The sequence below is a fragment of the Xanthomonas graminis pv. graminis genome (genome assembly GCF_030168915.1).
Classification (GTDB): Bacteria; Pseudomonadota; Gammaproteobacteria; order Xanthomonadales; family Xanthomonadaceae; genus Xanthomonas_A; species Xanthomonas_A translucens.
Genome location: NZ_CP076255.1, coordinates 726,889 through 742,626, shown reverse-complemented (window position 1 = coordinate 742,626; position 15,738 = coordinate 726,889). Strand labels below are relative to the sequence as shown.

Here is a 15,738-nt window from a genome sequence, read left to right as displayed (position 1 = left end):
ATCCGGTTCAATGCCGGCATGGATACCGCAACCACCGACCCCAACGCCCGCAACAACGGCGCCGATACGGCATCGCGCGACAACCGCGGCCGCTTCGGACCGGGCAACCCCGGCCGCCGGCGCGGCGCGCGCAACAAGAGCACCCTCGCCGCTCTGGCCTTGCTGGACAAGGATTCAAAGCGGCTCACGCAGAAGGCCATCGACATGGCGCTCGCCGGCGACGCCGCGGCCATGCGTCTCTGCCTCGAGCGAATCGCCCCTCCCACGCGCGAGCGCGTGATCCAGGTGGACCTACCCATCCCCGAGACGCCGGCCGACGTACCGGCCACGATGCGCGCCATCCTGACGGCCGCGGCCGAGGGTGCCATCACTGCAGGCGAAGCCGAGAAGCTGGGGCGCTGCGTGGAGAGCTTCGCCCGGGCCCACGAGCTCGCCGACTTCGACTTGCGCCTGCGCGCTCTGGAGGGCCAGCATGCGCGCTGACCGATCGCGGCGGCTGGCCGCCCTAGAAGCCAAGCCGGCGCCGGCGCCGACTTGCCCCGCCGCCCTCGCATTCTGGACCTACTTCGACGAACTGCTGGTATCCCACGGCCCGCGGGTGAGCCCTGCACCGATGGCGAAGATCCACGAGGCGTTCAACGAGGGCTCAAGCCACGACGCCGCCGTTGCAGCTGTGGATTTCATGGAGGCGATCGAAAGGATCGACCCCGAGGCCAGCGCACGTCTGAACCACCTTCTCGACAGCGCTTGATCAGCGCCCACTCGGCATCGCCAGCACCAGCACAGGAGCACCCATGTTCAACCGAAAGCCCACCCGCACCATCATCGTCGACGGCCAGTCCATCGAATGCAGCGAGGACAGCGCCGCGGCGATCGAGCGCCTGCAGCACCAGCTGGCGGACACCGCGGCCGTGAACCAGCGCCTGCGCGCCGACCAGGCCGCCGTCGCCGAGGCCAAGGATGCGGAGATCGCCAAGCTCAACGCGGACCTGGCGAGCCTGCAGGACAGCCGGCCGAGGCCGGAGGACATCGACAGGCTCGTCGACGAGCGGGTGAAGCGCATGGCCGATTCGGCGGCCAGCGTGCAGCCGGCGAGCGACAGCCGCGCGCCCAACCAGGATCCGGTAGCCCAGGCGCTGCGCGACGGCGCCGGCCTGCGCACCGCAGTCCAGGACAACGGCTACGCCGAGTTCGTGGCGAGCCTGGACTATCGCACCCGCAAGCAGGAGGGCTGAACCATGCATGCCACCTTCACCGATCGCATCACCGTCGGTTCCACCCGTCGCACAGCCGACGGCTACCTCGTGGCCGACGCCAAGGTCGCGCGCACCGGCGTGCAGGAATACCTGGGCAGCGAGCTGGGCCGGCCCGACATGCCGGTGGTGCGCGTCTACCGCCCGGCGGACGAGGTCTTCTCCGATTCCACCCTGCGCAGCTTCGCCCACCGGCCGATGACGCTGGAGCATCCGACCCAGGGACACGTCGATGCCTCCAACTGGAAGGACCTGGCCATCGGCCACACCGGCGCCGAAGTGGTGCGCGACGGCGAGTTCGTGCGCGTGCCGCTGGTGCTGATGGACGCCGCGGCGATCACCGCCTACGAGTCCGGCAAGCGGCAGCTCTCGATGGGCTACACCGCCGAGGTCCATTTCGAGGCTGGCACCACTCCGGACGGTCAGCACTACGATGCCGTGCAGCGGAAGATCGCCAACAACCACCTGGCGATGGTCGACACGGCGCGCGGCGGCCCGCAGCTGCACATCGACTCAGCGCCGAAGCACGCCACCCTGCCGCTGCTCGATGCCGCCGAATGGCGCAAGCGCCTGATGGACGACGCCGGCCACAGCAGCCTGCGCGAGGACGAACTGGACGTGCTGTCGCGACAACTCGCGGCGAACGCAGCCGCTGGCCAGCGCACGGTGACGCAGGCAGCGAAGGACGCCGCGCAGGTGCGCGCGCACGCGTGCGGCACGCGTCAGCAACGCGTGGATGACGCGTGCGGCGCCGGCGCCAGCGACCGGTCCTACGCCCAGATGTGCGCCGGCCTCGACTACCGCACCCGCTGATCCAGCCACCTGCATACCGGAGTTTCCATGTCCATCGTCGAAGAGATCCGCACGGCAATGAGCCGCGACAATCCGCTGAGCTCGCAGGAGGTCAGCAGGATGCTGGCGCAGCTGCAGCCCGAGCTCGGCCGCTGCAATGCTCGCTGGGAGGAGATCGCGATCGCCGGCCCGCGATCCGCGAACAATGGCCCGCTCTACCGCAATCTGCTGATCAGCGGCAGCGTGGACGACATCGCGAAGATGCAGCAGGAATTCGATCGCCTGTCGATCGAGCGGGACCGCATGCGGGCCATGCAGAACAGCCTCTCCCAGCTCCGCAACCTCGCGCTGCTCAGGGAGGCCGACGAAGGCCTGCCCGACCTGCAGCAGCGTCTGGTGGCCGCCATCGAAGGCGCGGAGGCGAAACAGCGGGAGCTGGAGGCTTCGTTCGACGCTGTGGAGCAGCTGTACCTGGGGATTACTCAGGCGCGTGGCCAGTTGAACGCCGCCGGCATCACGCCCAAGCCCGAGCAATCCGCGGCAGCTGCCACGATCGCCAGGCTGGCGGTGCTGAGCTCGCTGTCGCGTGGCCAGCGCACGTCCATGTACCGCGATGCCGGCGTGCACGGCGGCAACATCGGGATCGTGCGCACGGAGAACGGAACCGAAGATGCTTCGGGCGGCCACGCCGCGGAGTGGCACGCATGAGCCGCGCGAAGCTGCTGCTGGATGCCCACCAACTCGCGCCCGACACGTTTTTCACCGACGACCAGACAGATCACGAGATCCGCCGCAGCTTGGTCCAAGACTTCATGGGCCCGGATGCAGGCATCGACCTCGACAGCGAGGCCATGGTGGCGCGCGCGTTCGACTCCATGTTGCGCACTGGCGTGACGGTAGACGGCGGCGCACGCGGCAGCCGGCCGCACGCGCAGCTGCTGCACTGATCAACCGCGCGGAGCGTTGCTCCTCCGCGCCGGGCCAGCCGGAAGGTGCCCGTGACAACGTCCGGCAGCCGCTGCACTTGGGTTGGGTGTGAGGCGGTCGGATCCCGCTCCGGCGGGATCTTGTTTCAGCAAACCTAGGGAGGAAGACATGGAACACGCTCAAGCACCTAAGCACATGCACAGCATGATGCAAGCTCTACTCGACTCAGCCACCCCACTTTTCGCTGAGTTCCAGCGACAGCTGGCCCGGCTCTCTCCTGAAGCAATGGAAGTGGCTGCAGAGGCGATCATCGCCGGCCATCGCAGAATGCTCTGCCTCGAAGTCGACAGCCCGCTACCTGCAGTGCACTTGGTGACGGTGGGTCCGGACAAGAAGATGACGCAGCACATTTCACTGCAGTTCCCCATCCCTCGCGGCCCGCTCAACTGAAGGAAGAAACCATGGAAAAGCTGCGCACCATCCGCCTGTACGGCCCTCTGGGCACGCGCTTCGGCCGTGAGTTCCGCCTAGCTGTCAGCAGCCCCGCCGAGGCCGTGCGCGCGCTCTGCGTGCTGCTGCCTGGCTTCGCGAGCTACCTGACGCACGCCAAGGATCGCGGCATGGCCTTCGCCGTCTTCGTCGGTCGCCGCAACTTGGGACTGGAGCAGTTGCACGACCCGCCCGGCACCGAGGACATCCGCATCGCACCAGTGCTGATGGGTGCCAAGAGCTCTGCCATCACGACGATCCTCATCGGTGCAGCGCTTATCATCACTGCCGGCGCGGCGAGCGTTTATCTCGGTGGTACCTTCCTCGGCACTGCGGCGGTCGGTGGCGTTGTGGGCGCCGCTGGCGCTGCAGGTTGGGCAATGGTGGTCGGCGGCATTGCGCAGATGCTGGCGCCGCAGCCTAAGGGTCTCGGCACCGGCGAGCGGCCGGAGAACAAGCCGAGCTACAGCTTCAACGGCCCGGTGAACACGCAGGCACAGGGGAGCCCATACCCGCTGGGCTATGGCCGTGGCTGGGGCGGCGGCGCGATCATCAGCGCCGGCATCTACACGGAGGACCAGGCGTAGAGTCAGCAGACGCAATTGCATAGGCCGCCTCTATCACAAAGTCGAACGCCCCTGGCCGTCTACCCTTGCTCAATTGCAGGGCCGTACACTTACTTTTTCAACGGATAGCACTCATGGGCTTGAAGTTTCACCCCGATCCAGGCGTGGTGGTGATCTGCGATTTCTCAGGGTTCAAGGAACCAGAAATGGTGAAGCGTCGGCCCGCTATCGTCATTTCGCCACGCTTCCGGCAACGGGACGATCTGTGCACGATCGTCCCTCTGAGCACAACTCCCCCCAGGTCGGTATGCAAGTTTCACCACAGGATCCAGTTCGATCCGCGTATGCCAGATCCATATGGGGAAGAGTGGATGTGGGTAAAGGCCGACATGGTTTCAGCGGTTTCCTTCGCCCGTTTGACGCTGCCTTGGGAAGGTCGAGATTTGCAGGGAAACCGGGTGTACGACGTACGCAAGATTTCTGACGTGGATTTGAAGGCCATAAAAGCGTGCGTGCTTCACGCTCTTGGAATGGGGCACTTGACTCCTCACCTCTGAAGGCGTAGATTTCGTGGCGTTCCCGCTCTGCTTCGGCATCGGGCTTAAGTCCACCTCGAAAGGGGTGGCCTCCGCACAGTGGAGATTGCAATCCCGTGCGGCGACTGACCCCTGAGAAATCAGGGGTTTTGCTTTTCTGGGCTGAGCCTGGGGCTGCACAAGCTCAATCTCACTGCAATTTATGGCGACGGCCGCAACCCGGTGCTGCTGGCCCTGCACCACCGACCAGGTCTCGCTGGGCCTGATCCGGTGCTTCTGGAGCTGGGCATCGAGGCCGCTCAGGCCGACCAGAGCGGGCGCGCGCGGTCGATCTGGTCGCCGAGGCCGGGCGCTGGGCGATCGTGTCCGCGCTGGACCCGGACTACCCGCTGCCGGCCGCGGTCAGCGACGGCCAGGGCGAGGTCGGCAGCGCCAGCCTGCCCGACCGGCAGCCGCTGGAAGTGTTGCGCGAAGGCCTGCAACTGGGCCAACGCGACGGCCTTGCGGCGCTGGCGCGGCTGCGCGAGGCCAACCTGCCGGCCGCGACGCCGATGCGATTCGCCGCCTGATCGACCTCGGCCTAGCAGTGGATGCGATCGACGCGCAGGGCTGTACCGCGCTGCTGCGCGCCGTCCGCGGCGGTGGACCTGCTGGCGTGCCAGGCTAGCGCCATGGACAACTCATCTGCTGATGCCGACCACGCTCCCGGACCGCAACCGCTGCACTTCATCCACATCCGCGAAGTGCTGGCGCGCGTCGACCTGTCGAAGTCCACGCTCTAAGCAGGCATCCGCGCCGGCGCGTTCCCCAAGCCGGTGCCGCTGGGCACGATTTCGGTGTGGGTCGAATCCGAGATCGATGAGTGGATGGCAGCGCGCATCGCAGAGCGTGGTGCTGGCTGAGCGCTTGGATCTACAGAGACGGCACCGGCCAGCGAGATGCTCCACGATCCAGTCAGCTTCTACGCCTGCCGAGCCAGCCAGCAATCTTTCGAAAGGCTGGACGAGGTTTATGGCGCGCATCTATGAGTTCGGCACGCTTGCCTGCAAAGACAACCACGCCAGCCTTGGTCTGAATTGTCTTCATCAATTCGATTGTCATGCGCTGACGGTTAGCTGCTTCGCTGACCGCGCGAGTGACGTAGAGATCAAGCGCGTCCATGCCTTCAATGGCTTGCAGAAGCGGACCTATAAGGTCAGCGTCAGGCAGTTCATGCAAAGGGATCTGCGCCAAGCGTGATCCAACCGATCTAAGCTCCGAAAGGTTCCAGTGCTTTGCTCCATCTGTGGCAAGAACGTCTGTCGAAATCGATTCGAACTGCTCCGCCACATAGGCCGCGAAGGCAATGATCTCGCAAATGGACTGGACGCGCGTAGCAATATCACGCCTATGTTGGGCGACAGCAAATCTACCCGCAGCGTAGATGGCAATGGCGCTGAGCCCTGCTTGCGCCCAAGCAGCCCAAACCTCCGCCTTCAGGCATGGCACGCTCACGAGCAACGGGCAGTAGAGCGGATCGGCCATTTCGGTCCTTCGAGTCGGATGCCCGCATCGTGCAGCGGCTCCATGCCCAAGGCAAGCGCAAGCAAATTCGCCTGATGCGCTGTAGCTGCAGCACTGGCACACCGAGGTAGCGGATGGCAGCTAGCATCGACTACACAATTTTGTGCAGTCGCAGAGCGCGAAAGATCGGTGTAGTTCCGGTGTAAGGATGCAGGAAATTCCCAGAGTTTCACCGTGGAAATCGGAAATCTAAGGCGCGCGAATATTCGCGGAAACAGCCTATTTCAAGGCATTTTTGAGCATATCGATGGCTGACGGAAACTCAGCCGAACCGGATTATGAGTCCTCTGCTCTAACCGTTGAGCTATAGGCCCGGACGCGTCCGGAGCGGGCGGGCGATGCGGTGGCCGCCGGCTTGGCGCCTCTGGCGTGCATGCAGAGGAAGGCGCCGAGGCGGCGTGAGTTTAGCGTCCGCGGTGGGGCTGTGTCTTCCCGGGATTGTCGACACGCGTCTTGTCTACGTGAGGCGAGTGGCACAGGCCGCACCGGAAAAAACCCTCAGCAGCCTCCTGGGGAGATGCTTCAGCCCCGACAGCGGGTCAGGAGAGCGCGTCGGGGCTGAAGCCCCTCCCACAACAGCCCGTCCTCCGGAGCAGGCGATTGTCCCTATCGCCCGCCCCCTGACCGTCGGCGCTCATCAGCAGATCGCATCGACGGCCGATGCGACGCCGTTAGTCACCCAAGCGCCCTTCCCTCACTCCTCCAACCCCAACACCAGCACCCCCAGCGGCGGGATGGTCAGCGACAGCGAGGCCGGATGGCCGTGGGCGCCGATGGTCTCGGTGCGCACGCTGCCACCGTTGCCGGTGTTGCTGCCGCCGTAGATTTCCGCGTCGGAGTTCAGCAGTTCGCGCCAGCGGCCGCCGCGGGGTACACCGATGCGGTAGCCGTGGTGCACCAGCGGGGTGAGGTTGGCGACGACCAGCAGCGGGGCGTCGCTGCCCTGGGCGGTGCGCAGGTAGGCGAACAGGCTGTTGCCGGCGTCGTCGCCGATGACCCAGGCGAAGCCGTCGGGGGTGTCGTCGCGGGCGTGCAGCGCGGGGTGTTCGGCGTACAGGCGGTTGAGGTCGCGGACCAGGTGCTGGATGCCGCGGTGGCGCGGGTCGTCGAGCAGGTGCCAGGGCAGTGCGGCGTCGTGGTTCCACTCGGTGGGCTGGGCGATTTCGCAGCCCATGAACAGCAACTTGCGCCCGGGGTGGGTGTACATGAAGCCGAGGTAAGCGCGCAGGTTGGCGAAGCGCTGCCAGTCGTCGCCGGGCATGCGCCCGAGCAGGGAGCGTTTGCCGTGCACCACTTCGTCGTGGGAGATGGGCAGCATGAAGCGCTCGGAATACGCGTAGACCATGCTGAAGGTCAGTTCGCCGTGGTGGTAGCGGCGGTAGATGGGGTCCAGTTCGATGTAGTGCAGGCTGTCGTGCATCCAGCCCATGTTCCATTTGTAATTGAAGCCCAGGCCGCCATGCGCCAGGTCGGCGGTGACGCCGGGCCAGGCGGTGGATTCTTCGGCGATGGTGATGGCGCCGGGCGCGTGTTCGGCCACGACCTGGTTGAGCCGGCGCAGGAAGGCGATGGTCTCGTAGTTCTCGCGGCCGCCGTGGATGTTGGGCACCCACTCGCCGGCATCGCGGCTGTAGTCGCGATAGAGCATGGAGGCGACGGCGTCCACGCGCAGGCCGTCGACGTGGTAACGCTGCAGGAATTCCAGGGCGCTGGCGATCAGGAAGCCGGAGACTTCTCGGCGCCCGTGGTTGTAGATCAGGGTGTTCCAGTCGCGGTGGAAGCCTTCGCGCGGGTCGGCGTGTTCGTACAGCGAGGTGCCGTCGAAATGGGCCAGGCCGTGCGCGTCGGTGGGGAAATGCGCCGGCACCCAGTCGACGATGACGCCGATGTCTTCGCGGTGGCAGCGGTCGACGAAGCGGGCGAAGCCGTCGGGCGAGCCGAAGCGCGCGGTGGGCGCGAACAGGCCCAGCGGCTGGTAGCCCCAGGAGCCGCCGAACGGATGTTCGGTGACCGGCATCAGTTCGATATGGGTGAAGCCCATGTCGGCGACGTAGGGAATCAGGCGGTCGGCCAGGGCGTCCCAGTCGAGCATGCTGCCGTCGTCGGCGTGCATCCACGAGCCGGCGTGGATTTCGTACACGCTCAGCGGTGCGCTGGGGCCGTGGCGGCGCGCGCGCGCCGCCATCCAGGCGGCGTCGCGCCACTGGTATGGGGTGGGATCGGCCACGATGGAGGCGGTGCCGGGCGCCAGTTCGGCGCGGCGCGCGACCGGGTCGGCCTTGGCCGGCAGGTCTTCGCCGCGCGGGCCGCGCAGCGCGTACTTGTAGTGCGCGCCGGCGGCGACGCCGGGTACGAACAGTTCCCACACGCCGGCCTGGTGGCGCAGCCGCATCGGGTGGCGGCGCGCGTCCCAGGTGTTGAAGTCGCCGATCACCGCCACGCGGGTGGCGTTGGGCGCCCACACCGCGAAGCGGGTGCCGCGCACGCCATCGACTTCGACCACGTTGGCGCCGAGCGCGTCGGCCAGTTGCAGGTGGTGGCCTTCGGATATCAGGTGCAGGTCGAAATCGCTGAGCTGCGGACCGAACGCGTAGGCGTCCTCAGTGTGCTGCTCGCCGCCGGGCCAGCGGATGCGCAGCCGGTAGCGGCCGTCGTCAGGCAGGGTGGCGGCGAAGAAGCCGGGGCTGGGGCCTTCCTGCAGCGGCACCTCGCGGCCGTCGTCGAGCACCGCGGTGACCGCTTCGGCGCCGGGCAGGTGGCTGCGCAGCACGCGCGCGTCGCCGATGCGGTGCGCACCGAGCACGGCGAACGGATCGCCGTGGCGGGCGTTGGCGAACGCACGCAGCGTTGCCTCGTCCCAGGTGTGGCCGACATCAGTCATTGCATCGCCTCCTCGGGCGCGGGAAAGCGTTCGAGTATGCGCAGCAGTCCCTGTATCGGCACCATGATCCAGGCCGGGCGGTTGGCGGCCTCGTAACGAATTTCATAGCTGGCCTTCTCGATCAGGAACAACAGGGTGGTGGTGTCGAAGGCGGCGGGCGCCACCCACGGGTGCGGGCTGGCGTCGAGCACTTCGCGGTAGGCGGCCAGGAAGGTGGCGCTGGCGCGGCGGCGGAACGCGGACAGGAACGCGTCCAGGACGGTGTCCAGGCCGACCCCGGCGCGCGCCGCGGTGCCCTCTTCGCCGCGTGCGGAGACTTCGCTGGCGTAGTCGAGCGAGCGCAGGAAGCCGGCCACGTCGTGCAGCGGGCTGGCCTTGGCCCGGCGCGCGTCCAGCGACTTGGCCGGCTCGCCTTCGAAGTCGATCAGCACCACGTCGTCGAATGCGACCAGGATCTGGCCGAGGTGGAAATCGCCGTGCACGCGGGTCAGCAGCGCGCCGGCGAGCAAGGCCGGCGCCTGCCGCAGCCAGGCGTCCAGGCGCGGGCGTTGCGCGAGCAAGGCATCCACGGCCGCGCGGTCGGCGCCATCCTCGCTGCTCTCGCGATGCGCGGACACGGTGTCCCACATCGCCTGCACCTCGTGCTCGACGCGGGCGACCACCTGCTGCGCGGCGGCGGCATCCACCGGTTGCGGCGCGAAGGCGGCGGCGTCGGTGGGCTGGGCCAGCACGTCGTGCAGTTCCGCCAGGCGCCGCCCGACCACCGCGGCGAAGGCGTCGTAGCCGGCCACGCTCTCGTCGCGTGCGGCATCGTCCTGCGCGGCGGCGTATTCCTCGGCGCCGCGCGCCAGGTGATCCAGGGTCCAGCGCCAGGCATCGCCCTGGTTGCGCACGAAGCCCTGCAGCAGCGCCAGCGTGGTTTCCACGCCATGCGCATCGACCCGGGTGACGTGGCCGAACAAGGGCGCGGCATTGGCGTAACCGATCGCAGTCAGCCGCTCGCCGAGTTCGATCTCGGGATTGGCGCCGGCGGAAACGCGGCGCAGCAACTTGAACACCGCCTTGTCGCCGACGATCAGCGAGCTGTTGCTCTGTTCGGCCGACAACCAGCGGATCTCGGCATCGTCGGCAATCTCGACCGTGGCCAGTGCCGGCGTGGGACAGAAGCGGATCTGTTCGGGCGCGGCATCGGCCCCGGCGTGGGTCTCGCCATCGACCGACAGCACCGTGCCGGCACGCAATGCGGCAAGCGTGGTGCGGGTCAGCGATTTGAGCGCAAAGCCGTCGGTCAGATAGCCGACTTCGCGGCCATGCCGCACCCGCGCCAACGCCAGCTGTTCGGCGAGCACGCTGGGTTGTTCGCGGTCCCAGACGATGCCCAGCGGCAGCATGTAGCGCTCGCGTTCGCCATGCTCCAGTTCCGCTTCGATCTCCAGCAGGCTCAGCCCGTCACTGCCAGGCAGCGGGGTGCGCCGGGCGATGCGCACGCCGCGCAGCGCGCGGTCCTTGGCCGCGAACCAGCGCCGCGTGGACAGCCACGCCGGCAGGATGTCGCGCTCCAGCGTGCCCAGGTGCGGCAGCAGCGCGTCGGCATCGGCCGCGCCGCGCAGCACCAGGGTCTGGTAGTCGGGCAGCGGCATCGGAGCGGGCACGTGCCAGTCCGGCAGGGTGGCGTTGCCGACCAGCTGGAACGCGTAGAAGCCGAATGCGGGGACGGTGAGCAGGTAGGTCAGGCGCCCGATCGGCGGGAAGCTGCCGCCGCCGATGACGTCCACCGGCACCCGGCCTTCGAATTCGGACAGGTCCAGTTCCACCGCCTGCAGCGTGTGCGACAGGTTGGCCACGCACAGCACGGTCTCGTCCTCGTGGCAGCGCAGGTAGGCGAGCAGGCGGCGATTGCCGGGATACAGGAAACGCAGCGTGCCGCGACCGAAGGCGCGGTAGCGCTTGCGCACCGACAGGATGCGCCGGGTCCAGGTCAGCAGCGAATGCTGGTCGCGCTGCTGCGCTTCGACATTGACCGCCTGGAAGCCGTACAGCGGATCCATGATCGGCGGCAGCACCAGCGCGGCCGGGTCGGCGCGCGAGAAGCCGCCATTGCGGTCGATCGACCATTGCATCGGCGTGCGTACGCCGTCGCGGTCGCCGAGGTGGATGTTGTCGCCCATGCCGATCTCGTCGCCGTAGTACAGCACCGGCGTGCCGGGCATGCTCAGCAGCAGCGAAGTCATCAGTTCGATGCGGCGGCGGTCGCGTTCGAGCAGCGGCGCCAGGCGCCGGCGGATGCCTAAATTGATGCGTGCGCGGCGGTCGGCGGCGTAGGTCTGCCACAGGTAGTCGCGCTCCGAATCGGTGACCATCTCCAGGGTCAGTTCGTCGTGGTTGCGCAGGAAGATCGCCCACTGGCAGCTCTCCGGGATTTCCGGGGTCTGGCGCATGATGTCGGTGATCGGGAAGCGGTCCTCGCGCGCGATGGCCATGTACATGCGCGGCATCAGCGGGAAGTGGAACGCCATGTGGCATTCGTCGGCGTTTTCGCCGAAATACTGCTGGGTGTCTTCCGGCCACATGTTGGCCTCGGCCAGCAGCATGCGGTCGGGATATTCGGCGTCCAGCGTGGCGCGGATGCGGCGCAGGATGGCGTGGGTCTCGGGCAGGTTCTCGTTGGAGGTGCCGTCGCGCTCGATCAGGTACGGCACCGCGTCCAGGCGCAGGCCGTCCACGCCCAGGTCGAGCCAGAAGCGCATCACTTCCAGTACCGCTTCCAGCACCGCCGGGTTGTCGAAATTCAGGTCGGGCTGGTGCGAGTAGAACCGGTGCCAGAAGTATTGCCCGGCGACCGGGTCCCAGGTCCAGTTGGAGTTCTCGGTGTCGCAGAAGATGATGCGGGTGCCGGCGTAATCCTGGTCGCTGTCGGACCACACGTAGAAGTCGCGCTCCGGCGAGCCGGCCGGCGCATTGCGCGCGCGCTGGAACCAGGAATGCTGGTCGGAGGTGTGGTTGATCACCAGTTCGGTGACCACGCGGATGCCGCGCGCATGCGCCTGCGCCACCAGCCGTTCGAAGTCGGCGATGCTGCCGTAATCCGGGTGTACCGCCATGTATTCTGCGATGTCGTAGCCGTCGTCGCGGCGCGGGCTGGGATAGAACGGCAGCAGCCAGATGGTGTCCACGCCGAGGTCGGCGATGTAGTCGAGTTTGGAGATCAGGCCGGGGAAATCGCCGATGCCGTCGTCGTTGGAGTCGAAGAACGACTTGACGTGCACCTGGTAGATGATCGCGTCCTTGTACCAGAGCGCGTCGCGCACCAGCGGGCTTGCCTCGCTGTCGGCGGACAATGGAACTGCAGCATTCATGAAGTGGCTCCGGCGCGGAGACGCCATAGGGAAAACGGCCGCGACGGATCGAGGCGAATGGTGTGCTGCTTGCCGTGCCAGGCGAAGGCATGGCCGTCCCACAGGTCCTGCACGGCGACGCTGGCGTGGTCGGGCAGGCCCAGTTCCCACAGCGGCACTTCGATCTGCGCCTCCTGCGCGGCGTGCGGGTCCAGGCTGATCGCCACCAGCACCAGGCTGCGGCTGCGCGCCAGATGCGCGTCGTCGAGGAACTTGCCGAAATACAGCACCTGGTCGTTGTGCGCGAGATAGAAGCGCGTGCCGAGGTGCGATTGCAGTTCCGGGTGCTGGCGGCGCAGCAGGTTGAGGCGGGTGATCTCGTCGACGATGTCGCCGGGTGCGCGCTCGGGCCACACGCGCAGCTGGTACTTCTCCGAATCCAGGTATTCCTCTTTGCCCGGCGCCAGCGGCGTGGCCTCGCACAGTTCGAAGCCCTGGTACATGCCCCACAGGCCCGACAGCGTGGTCGCCAGCGCGGCACGGATCAGGTGGCCGCCGCGGCCGCTTTGCTGCAGGAACACCGGATTGATGTCCGGCGTGTTGACGAAGAAATGCGGGCGGAAGCATTCGCGCGGAATGCCTGTGTTGAGCTCTTCGATATAGGCCTGCAGTTCGGCCTTGTGCTGGCGCCAGGTGAAGTAGGTGTAGGACTGCGAGAAGCCGACCTTGGCCAGCCGGTACATCGGCTTGGGCCGGGTGAAGGCTTCGGACAGGAACACCACCTGCGGATGGCGGCCGCGCACTTCGGCGATCAGCCATTCCCAGAACGGGAACGGCTTGGTGTGCGGGTTGTCGACCCGGAACAGGTGCACGCCTTCGTTGACCCAGAACAGCACCGCGTCGCGCAGCGCGTTCCACAGCTCCGGCACTGCGCCGCTGGCGTAGAAATCGACATTGACGATGTCCTGGTATTTCTTCGGCGGATTTTCCGCGTACGGGATCGAGCCGTCGGCGCGCCAGGTGAACCAGTCCGGATGCTCGCGCAGCCACGGATGGTCCGGCGCGCACTGGATCGCGAAATCCAGCGCAAGTTCCAGGCCCTGCGCGGCGGCGGCGGTACGCAGCCGGCGGAAGCCGTCCAGCCCGCCGAGTTCGGCATGCACATCGGTGTGCCCGCCGTCGGCCGAGCCGATCGCGTACGGGCTACCGGGTTCGCCCGGCTGCGCGGTGACCGCGTTGTTGCGGCCCTTGCGGTTCTTTTCGCCGATGGGATGGATCGGCGGCATGTACAGCACGTCGAAGCCCATCGCGCGGATATGCGGCAGGCGCGCGATGACGTCGTCGAAGGTCCCGTGGCGCGCGAGGTCGCCGCTCTGCGAACGCGGAAACAGCTCGTACCAGCTGGAGAAATGCGCGCCGCGGCGCTCGGCCTCGACGCGGAAGGTCATCGGGTATTCGGTGCGGAACGGCTTGTCGTCGGCACGCGCCATGGCCTCGGCGGTGCCGGGCTCGAGCAGGATTTCCGCGCGCGCCGAGGGGTCGTCGCTGCGGGTGATGCGGGCGAGGATCGCCTTCAGTCGCGCGGCCAGCGGGCCGCGGCTGCGCGCACGCGCCGCCTCGACCTGGGCCAGCGCTTCCTGCACGTCCACGGCCAGCAGGGTGCCGGCGGCACGCTTCTTTTCCAGGTCGGCATGGGTGGTGGCGAAGATGTCGCGCCAGGCTTCGATGCGGAATTCGTAGCGGCCCAGCCGCTCCAGCGGGAACTCGCCGCGCCAGCGGTCGTTGCCCAGCGCGCGCATCGGCGCGCTGGACCAGGTGCGTGCGTCGGCGGCACGCCACAGCAACGCCACCGCGATGCGGTCGTGGCCGTCGCAGAACGCGTCGGCTTCCACGCAGAGGCGATCGCCCACGGTGCGCTTGACCGGGAAGCGGCCATCATCCACCGAGGGCGTCACCGCTTCGATGCAGATCCGCGCCGCAGCGGCGGCGACATCGGCCGGCGTGCGGGCGCGCGGGGCGGCGAGCACCGGACGCGCTGGCACGCTGCGGTAGACCCGCACTTCGCCCGCTTCCAGGGTGCCGCCCTGGTCGCCCTGGATCGGCTCGCCCTGGTCGCTGAGCAAGCTTTCGCTGTCGCCGAGCAGGCGCAGCAGCGCCGCGCCGGGCACTGGCAGCAGATGGTCGCGATCGCTGTTGAGCAGCACCAGCCAGGGCGCGGCGTCGAGCGGTTCGACCGCGACTGCGGTCAGCGCGCCATCGCGCAGCAAGGGGCGCAGGCGCAGATCGTGTGTGGTCTCGACCGGGATGGCCGGCGCTTCGTCGGCATCGGTGTCGGTCGGTACAGGCAAGGCCGTGGGTTCGGCGATCGCCCAGGCATCGCCGAACGCGGCGGCCAGCCGCACGCGCTGCGTGCGTTGCAGCGGCGGTGGCGCATCCGAAGGCGCATCCGGATCGATCGTGGCGACGACGCGACGCGCCAGGCTGCGCAGCGCCACGTCCTCGTCGAAGAACCAGCTGCCGCGTCCGTCCCACCAGGCCAGCGACGAGAACGCCGCGTCGAAGCCGGCGCCGTGCAGGTGGCGCAGGGCGGCCAGGCCCAGGCCGGGGGTCCAGGCCAGGAACGCCGCCGCCGGCACCTGCGTCTGCACGTCGGCGATCAGGCTGCGCCACAGCGCGGCCGGCACGCGCTGCGGCTGTAGCACGCGGAAGCCGGCCAGGCCGCCGCGAAGCCAATCGCGCAGGCGCACGCTCCACCATTGCGCCAGGCCCGCGCCTTCCTCGGCGTAGGCGAAACGGCCCTGGGCGATGTCCGGCGCGGCACGCTGCGTGCGCGGATCCGGCAGCGCCGAGGTGCGCGCGCGGAACCAGTGCGGGTGTTCCTGCAGTAGGCGGCTGCCGCCGCCGATCTCGTCGATGCGCAGATCGACCAGCAACTTCAGGCCGTGCTTGTGCGCCAGCGCCAGCCACTGCTGCAGTTGCGCTTCGCCGGCAGCATCGTCGGCGGCCGGGTCCGCCAGCCGCCCCTGCGGGTCCTGCGCGAACGGATTGGGCAACACCACGTGGTCGCAGCCATTGGCCTGTGCGGCCGCCATGGCCGCCTCCAGCGCGGCCGGATCGAGGGTACTCAAGGGGGACAGCAGGCAGACATGCATTCGGAGATCCCGTTCGTCGTCAATGAGGAGTGCACGATCCAGACCGCGGCGTTCGCCGCAGGCGGCCCGGGTCGGCCGTCGCACAAGACGGAGACGGAATGCGCCTGCACGGTGTGCCACATCCGCATCGGAGGTGGCACCGTGACGCCAATGCCGCTCGACGCGATGCGACAGCGCCACAAGACCACAGCGGATGCCAATGAAATGTGTTCATGGCATTAAATGCGCACATACATTCTCAGGT

The 15,738-nt window shown here is 67.7% G+C and carries 15 protein-coding genes and 1 pseudogene; 12 read left to right on the top strand and 4 right to left on the bottom strand.

Going from position 1 to position 15,738, the window contains the following annotated elements:
- Nucleotides 1–18 precede the first annotated feature (18 nt).
- The 11 genes and pseudogenes from KHF85_RS03185 to KHF85_RS03135 all read left to right on the top strand — a co-directional run bounded on the left by KHF85_RS03185 (nt 19) and on the right by KHF85_RS03135 (nt 5,465).
- The gene (locus KHF85_RS03185; RefSeq protein ID WP_284568496.1) at nt 19–483 is read left to right on the top strand and encodes a hypothetical protein; all 465 of its coding nucleotides are present in this window, start codon (nt 19–21) and stop codon (nt 481–483) included.
- Nucleotides 473–751 carry a hypothetical protein gene (locus tag KHF85_RS03180; RefSeq protein ID WP_284568495.1) on the top strand — a complete coding sequence of 93 codons (279 nt, stop codon included), beginning with the start codon at nt 473–475 and terminating at the stop codon, nt 749–751. Before KHF85_RS03185 ends, KHF85_RS03180 begins: the two co-directional genes overlap by 11 nt.
- A gap of 43 nt (nt 752–794) precedes the next feature.
- A complete protein-coding gene (locus KHF85_RS03175; protein WP_284568494.1) occupies nt 795–1,235 on the top strand; it encodes a hypothetical protein in 441 nt (146 codons plus the stop codon).
- Between the two features lie 3 nt (nt 1,236–1,238).
- Nucleotides 1,239–2,066, top strand: a complete 828-nt coding sequence (locus KHF85_RS03170) for a DUF2213 domain-containing protein (RefSeq protein ID WP_284568493.1) — start codon at nt 1,239–1,241, stop codon at nt 2,064–2,066.
- Nucleotides 2,067–2,093: 27 nt separating this feature from the next.
- Nucleotides 2,094–2,753, top strand: a complete 660-nt coding sequence (locus KHF85_RS03165) for a hypothetical protein (protein ID WP_284568492.1) — start codon at nt 2,094–2,096, stop codon at nt 2,751–2,753.
- Nucleotides 2,750–2,992 carry a hypothetical protein gene (locus KHF85_RS03160; protein ID WP_284568491.1) on the top strand — a complete coding sequence of 81 codons (243 nt, stop codon included), beginning with the start codon at nt 2,750–2,752 and terminating at the stop codon, nt 2,990–2,992. Before KHF85_RS03165 ends, KHF85_RS03160 begins: the two co-directional genes overlap by 4 nt.
- A 148-nt stretch (nt 2,993–3,140) precedes the next feature.
- A complete protein-coding gene (locus KHF85_RS03155; RefSeq protein WP_284568490.1) occupies nt 3,141–3,422 on the top strand; it encodes a hypothetical protein in 282 nt (93 codons plus the stop codon).
- An 11-nt stretch (nt 3,423–3,433) separates the two neighbouring features.
- Nucleotides 3,434–4,048, top strand: a complete 615-nt coding sequence (locus KHF85_RS03150) for a tail assembly protein (RefSeq protein ID WP_284568489.1) — start codon at nt 3,434–3,436, stop codon at nt 4,046–4,048.
- Nucleotides 4,049–4,161: 113 nt separating this feature from the next.
- Entirely contained in the window at nt 4,162–4,584 is a 423-nt protein-coding gene (locus KHF85_RS03145; protein WP_284568488.1) for a type II toxin-antitoxin system PemK/MazF family toxin, read from the top strand.
- A 159-nt stretch (nt 4,585–4,743) separates the two neighbouring features.
- Nucleotides 4,744–5,206: pseudogene (locus KHF85_RS20580) on the top strand (ankyrin repeat domain-containing protein); the annotation flags it as partial.
- Nucleotides 5,207–5,378: 172 nt separating this feature from the next.
- Nucleotides 5,379–5,465: a hypothetical protein gene (locus tag KHF85_RS03135; protein WP_284569460.1), complete on the top strand. Its 87-nt coding sequence runs from the start codon at nt 5,379–5,381 to the stop codon at nt 5,463–5,465.
- 52 nt (nt 5,466–5,517) lie between these two features.
- On the opposite strand, the gene KHF85_RS03130 is transcribed toward KHF85_RS03135, so the two are convergent.
- The 4 genes from KHF85_RS03130 to KHF85_RS03115 form a co-directional block, all read right to left on the bottom strand.
- Nucleotides 5,518–6,087 carry a hypothetical protein gene (locus tag KHF85_RS03130; RefSeq protein ID WP_284568486.1) on the bottom strand — a complete coding sequence of 190 codons (570 nt, stop codon included), beginning with the start codon at nt 6,085–6,087 and terminating at the stop codon, nt 5,518–5,520.
- A 733-nt stretch (nt 6,088–6,820) separates the two neighbouring features.
- Complete coding sequence (gene glgB, locus KHF85_RS03125; RefSeq protein ID WP_284568485.1) at nt 6,821–9,007, bottom strand: 1,4-alpha-glucan branching protein GlgB; 2,187 nt, start codon at nt 9,005–9,007, stop codon at nt 6,821–6,823.
- Nucleotides 9,004–12,363, bottom strand: a complete 3,360-nt coding sequence (treS, locus tag KHF85_RS03120; RefSeq protein WP_284568484.1) for a maltose alpha-D-glucosyltransferase — start codon at nt 12,361–12,363, stop codon at nt 9,004–9,006. The genes glgB and treS overlap by 4 nt, the downstream gene beginning before the upstream one ends.
- Nucleotides 12,360–15,494, bottom strand: a complete 3,135-nt coding sequence (locus tag KHF85_RS03115) for a maltotransferase domain-containing protein (protein WP_284568483.1) — start codon at nt 15,492–15,494, stop codon at nt 12,360–12,362. Before KHF85_RS03115 ends, treS begins: the two co-directional genes overlap by 4 nt.
- Between KHF85_RS03115 and KHF85_RS03110 the strand changes: the two genes are divergently transcribed.
- A complete protein-coding gene (locus KHF85_RS03110) occupies nt 15,489–15,716 on the top strand; it encodes a hypothetical protein (RefSeq protein WP_053834143.1) in 228 nt (75 codons plus the stop codon). The two genes, KHF85_RS03115 and KHF85_RS03110, sit on opposite strands and share 6 nt — an antisense overlap.
- Nucleotides 15,717–15,738: the final 22 nt, after the last annotated feature.

What these genes read in the sequence shown, in the direction of transcription:
- KHF85_RS03165 (WP_284568492.1), top strand. Translation starts at nt 2,094, where the DNA reads ATGTCCATCGTCGAAGAGATCCGCACGGCAATGAGCCGCGACAATCCG.
- KHF85_RS03185 (WP_284568496.1), top strand. Translation starts at nt 19, where the DNA reads ATGGATACCGCAACCACCGACCCCAACGCCCGCAACAACGGCGCCGAT.
- KHF85_RS03180 (WP_284568495.1), top strand. Translation starts at nt 473, where the DNA reads ATGCGCGCTGACCGATCGCGGCGGCTGGCCGCCCTAGAAGCCAAGCCG.
- KHF85_RS03150 (WP_284568489.1), top strand. Translation starts at nt 3,434, where the DNA reads ATGGAAAAGCTGCGCACCATCCGCCTGTACGGCCCTCTGGGCACGCGC.
- KHF85_RS03175 (WP_284568494.1), top strand. Translation starts at nt 795, where the DNA reads ATGTTCAACCGAAAGCCCACCCGCACCATCATCGTCGACGGCCAGTCC.
- KHF85_RS03160 (WP_284568491.1), top strand. Translation starts at nt 2,750, where the DNA reads ATGAGCCGCGCGAAGCTGCTGCTGGATGCCCACCAACTCGCGCCCGAC.
- KHF85_RS03170 (WP_284568493.1), top strand. Translation starts at nt 1,239, where the DNA reads ATGCATGCCACCTTCACCGATCGCATCACCGTCGGTTCCACCCGTCGC.
- KHF85_RS03130 (WP_284568486.1), bottom strand. Translation starts at nt 6,087, where the DNA reads ATGGCCGATCCGCTCTACTGCCCGTTGCTCGTGAGCGTGCCATGCCTG.
- KHF85_RS03155 (WP_284568490.1), top strand. Translation starts at nt 3,141, where the DNA reads ATGGAACACGCTCAAGCACCTAAGCACATGCACAGCATGATGCAAGCT.
- KHF85_RS03145 (WP_284568488.1), top strand. Translation starts at nt 4,162, where the DNA reads ATGGGCTTGAAGTTTCACCCCGATCCAGGCGTGGTGGTGATCTGCGAT.
- treS (WP_284568484.1), bottom strand. Translation starts at nt 12,363, where the DNA reads ATGAATGCTGCAGTTCCATTGTCCGCCGACAGCGAGGCAAGCCCGCTG.
- KHF85_RS03115 (WP_284568483.1), bottom strand. Translation starts at nt 15,494, where the DNA reads ATGCATGTCTGCCTGCTGTCCCCCTTGAGTACCCTCGATCCGGCCGCG.
- glgB (WP_284568485.1), bottom strand. Translation starts at nt 9,007, where the DNA reads ATGACTGATGTCGGCCACACCTGGGACGAGGCAACGCTGCGTGCGTTC.
- KHF85_RS03110 (WP_053834143.1), top strand. Translation starts at nt 15,489, where the DNA reads ATGCATTCGGAGATCCCGTTCGTCGTCAATGAGGAGTGCACGATCCAG.